This is a genomic window from Marinimicrobium sp. UBA4509 (assembly GCF_002388575.1).
Classification (GTDB): domain Bacteria; phylum Pseudomonadota; class Gammaproteobacteria; order Pseudomonadales; family Cellvibrionaceae; genus Marinimicrobium; species Marinimicrobium koreense.
Map to the genome: position 1 here is coordinate 2,764 of NZ_DGMV01000084.1, position 1,194 is coordinate 3,957.

Below are 1,194 nucleotides of genomic sequence, written 5' to 3' on the forward strand. Positions count from 1 at the left end.
TACATGCAGTCGGTGCGCAAGGACGCCCCCTGGTGCCCGGACAACATTGAGTTTATCCGGCGCATCAACGGTCTGGACTCCATCGATGAAGTGAAGAAGATTCTGTTCGAGGCCAGCTATGTGGTCATGGGGCTGGGTGATGTCTATTTGGGCGCGCCCGTGGCCACACCCCTGGACCCACGGCACCGTTTGGTGACCACCAAGTACAACCCCGCGCGCACCTGGACCGCAGAAAACTCGGTGGGCATCGGCGGATCCTACCTGTGCGTTTACGGCATGGAAGGGCCGGGCGGTTATCAGTTCGTCGGCCGCACGCTGCAGATGTGGAACCGCTACCGAAAAACCCGGGAGTTCACCAACCCCTGGCTGCTGCGCTTCTTCGACCAGATTCGCTTCTATGAAGTCAGCCATGAAGAGCTGCAACAGATTCGCAGGGACTTCCCGAAGGGCCAATACCCGCTGCGCATTGAAGAAACCACTTTCAAGCTGAGCGACTACGAGGCATTCATCGAGCAGCACCAGTCGGAGATTGATGCCTTCGTCAAGAAGCGCAATGGTGCGTTCAACGAGGAGCTTCAGCGCTGGATCGATAACGGTCAGATGAATTTCGACACCAGTGGTCAGGAGGCGGCCGAAGAACAGGTGGACGCGTTGCCCGAGGGCGCCACGGCGGTGGAAAGTCATGTGGCCGGGAATATCTGGCAGTTCATGGTCAAACCCGGCGATAAGGTGAAGGCCGGAGATGTGGTGTGCATTCTCGAGTCGATGAAAATGGAGATTGAGGTGGTAGCGCCGGAGGCGGGGGTTGTGGATTCTCTCTCCCGCGCCGAAGGTCAATCAGTCAATGCGGGGGATCGGTTGTTGGTTCTCTCCTAAAAGGCAGAGCTGAATGGTCGGAGGGTGTTTTGGGCAAGCGCTTCGTACCGGAGTGCTCCGCCTGGGTATACCCAGCCTCCGCGGCAGCAGCGTATCGTTTCGGGAGCTAGCACCTATTGGCTGCGACAACTTGGGTAACGGCGGATGCGGTCTTCGACCTTATCCGCCCTACGGATAGCAGTGCAGGTTGCGTAGGGCGGATAAGCGCAGCGCATCCGCCGTTGTCTTACTCCTCCCTACGGTACCTTTGCCCAAGGTCGTTCTCCTGATGAGGTCAGGTGAGGGGAAGCCCTTCCAAGACCGTGGAGCGGGGGACCC

1 protein-coding gene is annotated in these 1,194 nt (G+C 58.9%); it reads left to right on the forward strand.

Annotated features, from left to right (window positions below):
* Positions 1-876: carboxyltransferase domain-containing protein (locus B3520_RS15555; RefSeq protein ID WP_286876409.1), on the forward strand; the 876-nt coding region annotated here is incomplete at its 5' end.
* Positions 877-1,194 lie beyond the last annotated feature (318 nt).